The sequence below is a fragment of the Sphingomonas sp. Ant20 genome, assembly GCF_000783375.1.
GTDB classification, from domain to species: Bacteria; Pseudomonadota; Alphaproteobacteria; order Sphingomonadales; family Sphingomonadaceae; genus Sphingomonas; species Sphingomonas aerolata.
In genome coordinates, this window is record NZ_JRVI01000009.1 from 21916 (window position 1) to 27955 (window position 6040).

Here is a 6040-nt window from a genome sequence, read left to right on the forward strand (position 1 = left end):
GCTTAGCGCGCGGCGGCGGCGCGGCGGTACAGGTCGAAGGTCGCGCGCGCGCCGGTGATCGCCTCGTCGATCCAGACGTCCGATCCCGCAAGCGTCGCAGCGTTGTCGAGCGCGCCGAGCAGCTCGCGCCATTCGCCCGACAGATGCCGCGCGCCGAGATAGGCGATCGGAAGCCCGTCGGGCACGGTGCGCGCAAGCATGATGCCGCCGAGCCGCGACCCTTCCACGACATAGAGCGCGCCCCAGGCGGCGGCGTCGCCCGCGGGCAGCGCGAAGGGCAGCGGTGGCGGCATCGCCTCGTCCAGCGCCGCGAGGTCGGCGGCGAGGAGGGGCGTGCGGGGGGCGGAAGGGGGGCAGGCCCGGGACGGCGGCGAGCGCGTCCTCGGCTGCAGGAAGCGCGCGCGCGTGCGCATGGAGGAACGCGCGATAGCTGTCGGGCGCGGCGAGGTCGAAGTTGCCATAGGCTGTGTCGACGCGGTCGTGATCGCCGCCGGTCTCGCTGCGCAGCGCGGCGACGATCGAGCGTGGCGGGTCGTTCAGCAGCATCGGCCACCGCCCTTGCCGCCGTAGCGCGCCTGTTCGCGGTCACGGAAGAACGCCGCGGGATCCATCGCCGCATGGCCGGGGTGATTCTCGGCCATGTGCTGCAGATAGGCGGCGTAGGAGGGCTGGCCGACCATCATCAGCGCGGTCTCCCGCGCGCGTGCCAGCAGATGCCGGATCCGCGGCGTCATTCGGCCGGGACCAGCATGGGCGGAACCTCGGTCACGGTCGGGCGATCGACCTTCAGCGCCGCGCGGCAGCTGCGGATGCCGAAGGCAAGGATCGACACGACGACGCCGAGGAACAGCGCGATCAGCGCCGCGTCGATGCGGTCGTTGAAGATGATCCGCTGCATCTCCGCCATCGTCTTGGCGGGCGCCAGGATCTCGCCGCGCGCCGCAGCGTCCGCGAACTTGGACGCATGCGCGAGGAAGCCGACCTTCGGATCGCTCGAGAACAGCTTCAGCAGCCCCGCGGTGATCGTGCACAGGCACAGCCATGCGGCGGGCAGGATCGTCACCCAGGCATAACGCTGGCGCTTCATCCGGAACAGCACGACCGTGGCCAGGATTAGCGCGACCGCGGCGAGCATCTGGTTCGAGATGCCGAATAGCGGCCACAGCGTGTTCACGCCGCCGAGTGGATCGGTGACGCCCTGATAGAGGAAGAAACCCCAGGCCGTGACGCACAGCGCGGTCGCGACGATGCCCGGCCCGATCGCCGAGGCATTGCGGAACGACGGCACCACGAGCCCGATCAGGTCCTGCAGCATGAAGCGCCCGGCGCGCGTGCCGGCATCGACCGCGGTCAGGATGAACAGCGCCTCGAACAGGATCGCGAAGTGGTACCAGAACGCCTTCATCGCCTGACCACCGATCAGGTTGCTGAAGATCTCCGCCATCGCGACCGCCAGCGTCGGCGCGCCGCCGGTGCGGCTGATGATCGTCGTCTCACCGACATCGCGCGCGGCCTGCGCCAGCGCTTCTGGCGTGATTGCAAAGCCCATGTTGGTGACCGCGGCGGCCGCCGACGCCGCGTCGGTGCCGAGCACCGCGGCGGGGCTGTTCATCGCGAAGTAGATGCCGGGATCGAGGATCGTCGCGCCGACCAGCGCCATGATCGCGACGAAGCTTTCCATCAGCATCGCGCCATAGCCGATGAACGGCGCGTCACCTTCGCTGGCGATCAGCTTGGGCGTGGTGCCGCTGGCGATCAGCGCGTGGAAGCCAGAGACTGCACCACAGGCGATCGTGATGAACAGGAACGGGAACAGCCCGCCCGACCAGACCGGACCACTGCCGTCGATGAACTTGGTGAGCGCGGGCATGCGCAGCGGCGGTGCGACGACCGCAATGCCGATAGCCAGCGCGACGATCGCGCCGATCTTGAGAAAGGTCGACAGATAGTCACGCGGGGCGAGCAGCAGCCAGACCGGCAGAACCGACGCGACCGCGCCGTATCCGACCATCAGGATGCACAGCTGGACCGGGGTCAGCGTGAAGACCGGGCCCCAGAAGGCGGACTCGGCGACCTGGCCGCCATAGACGATCGCGAGCAGCAGCCCGATGACGCCGAGGATCGAGACTTCGCCAATGCGCCCCGGACGGATCCAGCGCGAGTAGATCCCCATCGCGACGGCGAGCGGGATCGTCGCCGCGACGGTGAACAGCCCCCAGGGGCTGCCCGCGAGCGCGCGCACGACGATCAGCGCGAGCACCGCGAGGATGATGACCATGATCGCAAAGGCACCGATCAGCGCGATCGTGCCTGCCACCGCACCCATTTCCATGCGGATCAGCTCGCCGAGCGACCGCCCGTCGCGGCGCATCGAGATGAACAGGATCATGAAGTCCTGCACCGCGCCTGCGAGCACGACGCCGGCGAGGATCCAGAGCGTGCCGGGGAGATAGCCCATCTGCGCGGCGAGCACCGGCCCGACCAGCGGTCCGGCGCCGGCGATCGCGGCGAAATGGTGACCGAACAGGACGTTGCGGTCGGTCGCGACATAATCGAGCCCGTCCGCGCGGCGGATGGCCGGGGTCGGCCGCGTCGCATCGAGCTGCATGACGTTGCGCGCGATATAGCGGGCGTAGAAGCGATAGGCGATCAAATTGACCGAGACCGACGCGGCGACAATCCACAGCGCGTTGACATGCTCGCCGCGCTGGAACGCCACCACCGCGAGCGCGCACGCCCCGAGCAGGCTCATCGCACCCCAGCCGATCTTTTCGCGTAACGTCATGCGGTTGCTCCCCCGTCCGGTCCTTGTACCAGCCATCGCGGATTTGGCGGAGGAGCGCTAGGGGGGAGCGCTTGGGGGAGCCGCCTCAGACCTGCGAGTGGTGGCCCTTCAGCTCGTCGCCGACGATCCGCACGACATGCAGCACGTTGGTCGAACCCGGCGTACGGAACGGCACGCCCGCGAGCACGATCACGCGGTCGCCCGCCTTCGCCATGCCGTGGCGCAGCGCCATGCGCTTCGACTTGGCGACCATGTCCTCGAACGACTCGACGTCGCGGGTGTGGACCGCATGCGTGCCCCACAACAGGCCGAGGCGGCGCGCAGTGTCCTGGCTCGGCGTCAGCACCAGCAGCGGCACCGAAGGCCGCTCGCGCGCGATCCGCCGTGCGGTCGAGCCCGAGGTGGTGAAGCAGATGATCGCGACCGCAGATACCGTCGCGGCGATGTTCTTCGCCGCCTCGGCCAGCGCGTCGGCCGTCGTCGGATCGGGCTTCATCACGGTGAAGTGCATGCGGTCGCCATGCTCGGGATCGGCCTCGACCGACACGCCGATCGCGTCCATCATCGCGACCGATTCGACCGGCCATGCGCCCGCGGCGCTTTCCGCCGACAGCATGATCGCATCGGCACCGTCATAGACCGCGGTCGCGACGTCCGAGACCTCGGCACGCGTCGGCGAGGGCGAGGTGATCATCGATTCGAGCATCTGCGTTGCGACCACGACCGGGCGGCCCATGCGACGCGACACCTCGACGATGCGCTTCTGCAGCGGCGGCACCGCCTGCGGGGGCATTTCGACACCGAGATCGCCGCGCGCGACCATCACGCCGTCGCACGCCTCGACGATCTCCTCGAGCCGCTCGATCGCGGCGGGCTTCTCGATCTTTGCGAGCAGTGCGGCCTTGCCGCCGATCAGCTTGCGTGCCTCCCACAGATCCTCGGGGCGCTGGACGAACGACAGCGCGATCCAGTCGACTCCCTGGTCGACCGCGAAGTCGAGATCGCTGCGGTCCTTCTCGGTCAGCGCGGCCATCGGCAGGACGACGTCGGGGACGTTCAGCCCCTTGTTGTTCGACAGCGCACCGCCGACCTCGACGCGCGTCGTGATCTCGCGCGGGCTGTGCGACACGACGCGCAGGACGAGCTTGCCGTCGTCGAGCAGCAGGCGCGCGCCCGGCTCGATCGCGGCGAAGATCTCGTCATGCGGCAGCTCGACGCGGGTCACATCGCCCGGCGTCGTGTCGCGGTCGAGCACGAAGGTCGAGCCGGTTTCGAGCACCGTGCGGCCGCCGTCGAACTTGCCGACGCGCAGCTTGGGCCCCTGAAGATCGGCGAGGATCGTCGAAGGACGACGATATTGCTTCTCCAACGCGCGAATCGCCTGGATCACCGCGATCTTCGACTGCTGGTCGCCGTGGCTCATGTTGATGCGGAACGCGTCGGCGCCGGTGCGGAATAGCGTCGCGATCATCTCGGGCGTGCTGCTGGCAGGGCCTAGCGTCGCGAGGATGCGGACTTTGCGCGAGCGGGGTGCGATGGCCATGGTCATGCGTTGCGTTTCCTGGGGGAGGTCTTTGCCGCCACGGGCCTTAAACCCTATCTCGGTGGGATCAACTACGGAGCATACGAATGAACCACGATAGCGACACGCTGGACACACTCGACGATGCCGTAGCGGCGCAGGCCTTTCGCCGGCTGATCCGCCACCTGCGCCACCGCGACGATGCGCAGAATATCGACCTGATGGGTCTGGCGGGATTTTGCCGCAACTGCCTGTCCGACTGGGTCGAGGAGGCCGGTGGTCTCGACAAGGATGCGGCACGCGAGGCTGTGTACGGCATGCCCTATTCGCAGTGGAAGGCGCATCATCAGGCGACGCCACGCCCGAGCAGCTCGAACGGATGAAGGCCAGCGTCGCCAAGAATGCGGTCGTCTGACCCGGGGTCGCTTGAGCCGCGAACGGTTACCGCCTAGACGCGGCGCCGCACTTGCAGCGGCGCGATTCATCGGTGGTCCTCGGGACCCCGGTCGCCGCATGCGGGTCTGTGTTTCGAGCGAATGGGGACGAGTATCATGACGGACGAACGCCAACACGGCATGGGCGGCGGCGCGGTCGCAGCGGACGAACTGCGCCTGCTGATCGAGCGCGCCGAGCGTCTCGAAGAAGAGAAGAAGGGTATCGCGGACGACATCAAGGACGTGATGGCCGAGGCCAAGGGCCGTGGCTACGACCCCAAGGCCATCCGCAAGATCCTGTCGATCCGCAAGAAGAAGAAGGAAGAATATCAGGAGGAGGAGGCGATCCTCGAGGTGTACCTCCAGGCTCTGGGGATGATCTGACGATCGGTCTCTGCGCGGTGTCTCCCTCGCGATGCGTCATCGACGCCGGGGTGGACGCCGCGTCAACGTCGACGCGGTACCAGTGAGCCATGCTCGTATCGATCGCGGCGGCGTCATTTCTGTTTCTGGTGATCAACGCGGTCACGGTCGCTGCGTTCGCGTTGGATAAGCGCCGATCGCTGGGTGGCGCATGGCGCATCCCCGAATCCCGTTTGCTCTGGTTCGCAGCGCTCGGTGGCAGCCCCGGCGCCTTCTGGGCGCGCCGTCGATTTCGCCACAAGACCCGCAAGCAGCCGTTCGTCGGCCGGCTGCAGATGATCGCGATCGTGCAGATCGGCGTGGTCGCCGGACTGGTCTTCGCTTTCGCGTTCTAGTTAAGCCGCCTCTGCCGGCAGCGTCGTCCAGCCGAGTCCCGGGATCGTGATCGAGCGCTTGCCCGCCAGGTCTGTGCGGCAGACGATCAGGTTGCGGCTCTCGATATAGCCGATCAGGCGCTTCACCCGGCCAAGCGAGCTGGTGCCATAGGTCGCGGCGATGCGCGCGTCTGAGGGGCAGGGTTCGCCCTCGCGTGCGGCGCGTGCGACCAGCAGGAACGCGCCGAGCATGTCGTCGGGCAGCCCGCTGGCGACATCGAGCGCCGCGGTCCACGCCTCGTCGGTCATGTCGAAGATGCCGGCGCGCGCGCAGCTCAGCCGGCGGACGAAGCCCGGCAGATCGAGCGGGGGCTTGGCGAGGCCGCCCATCCGGCAGCGCACCTGGAAATCCTGGAACAGCACCGAGGGCGGGCGCAGCGTCGATTCGGGATCCTCGACGATCGCGCGGAACACGTCGGCATAGACCGCCTCGACCTCGTCGTCGGTCTTCTCGGGCGGCGGGGGCGCGGCGGTGCGCGGCTCGGGCGGGCGGGCGGATACC

General features: G+C 68.3%; 6 protein-coding genes and 2 pseudogenes. 3 read left to right on the plus strand and 5 right to left on the minus strand.

What is annotated here, in order from left to right; genetic code table 11:
• Positions 1-2 precede the first annotated feature (2 nt).
• The 4 genes from NI18_RS02755 to pyk form a co-directional block, all read right to left on the minus strand.
• Positions 3-413, minus strand: a complete 411-nt coding sequence (locus tag NI18_RS02755; protein WP_306286205.1) for a hypothetical protein — start codon at positions 411-413, stop codon at positions 3-5.
• Positions 414-536: 123 nt separating this feature from the next.
• On the minus strand, positions 537-734 hold the full coding sequence (locus NI18_RS02760; protein ID WP_037527929.1) for a YbdD/YjiX family protein: 198 nt from the start codon (positions 732-734) through the stop codon (positions 537-539).
• Positions 731-2785 (minus strand): carbon starvation CstA family protein, encoded by a 2055-nt coding sequence (locus NI18_RS02765; protein ID WP_037527931.1) that lies wholly within the window; start codon positions 2783-2785, stop codon positions 731-733. The genes NI18_RS02760 and NI18_RS02765 overlap by 4 nt, the downstream gene beginning before the upstream one ends.
• Before the next feature lie 85 nt (positions 2786-2870).
• Positions 2871-4334 carry a pyruvate kinase gene (pyk, locus tag NI18_RS02770; protein ID WP_037527933.1) on the minus strand — a complete coding sequence of 488 codons (1464 nt, stop codon included), beginning with the start codon at positions 4332-4334 and terminating at the stop codon, positions 2871-2873.
• Between the two features lie 80 nt (positions 4335-4414).
• Here pyk and NI18_RS02775 point away from each other — a divergent pair.
• The 3 genes and pseudogenes from NI18_RS02775 to NI18_RS02785 all read left to right on the plus strand — a co-directional run bounded on the left by NI18_RS02775 (position 4415) and on the right by NI18_RS02785 (position 5499).
• Positions 4415-4722 (plus strand): annotated as a pseudogene (locus NI18_RS02775) (DUF1244 domain-containing protein).
• 160 nt (positions 4723-4882) lie between these two features.
• Positions 4883-5125, plus strand: a complete 243-nt coding sequence (locus tag NI18_RS02780; protein WP_197975315.1) for a DUF2312 domain-containing protein — start codon at positions 4883-4885, stop codon at positions 5123-5125.
• Between the two features lie 128 nt (positions 5126-5253).
• Positions 5254-5499, plus strand: a complete 246-nt coding sequence (locus NI18_RS02785) for a DUF1294 domain-containing protein (RefSeq protein WP_342354855.1) — start codon at positions 5254-5256, stop codon at positions 5497-5499.
• On the opposite strand, the pseudogene NI18_RS02790 reads toward NI18_RS02785, so the two are convergent.
• Positions 5500-6040, minus strand: a pseudogene (locus NI18_RS02790) (ATP-binding protein); the annotation flags it as partial.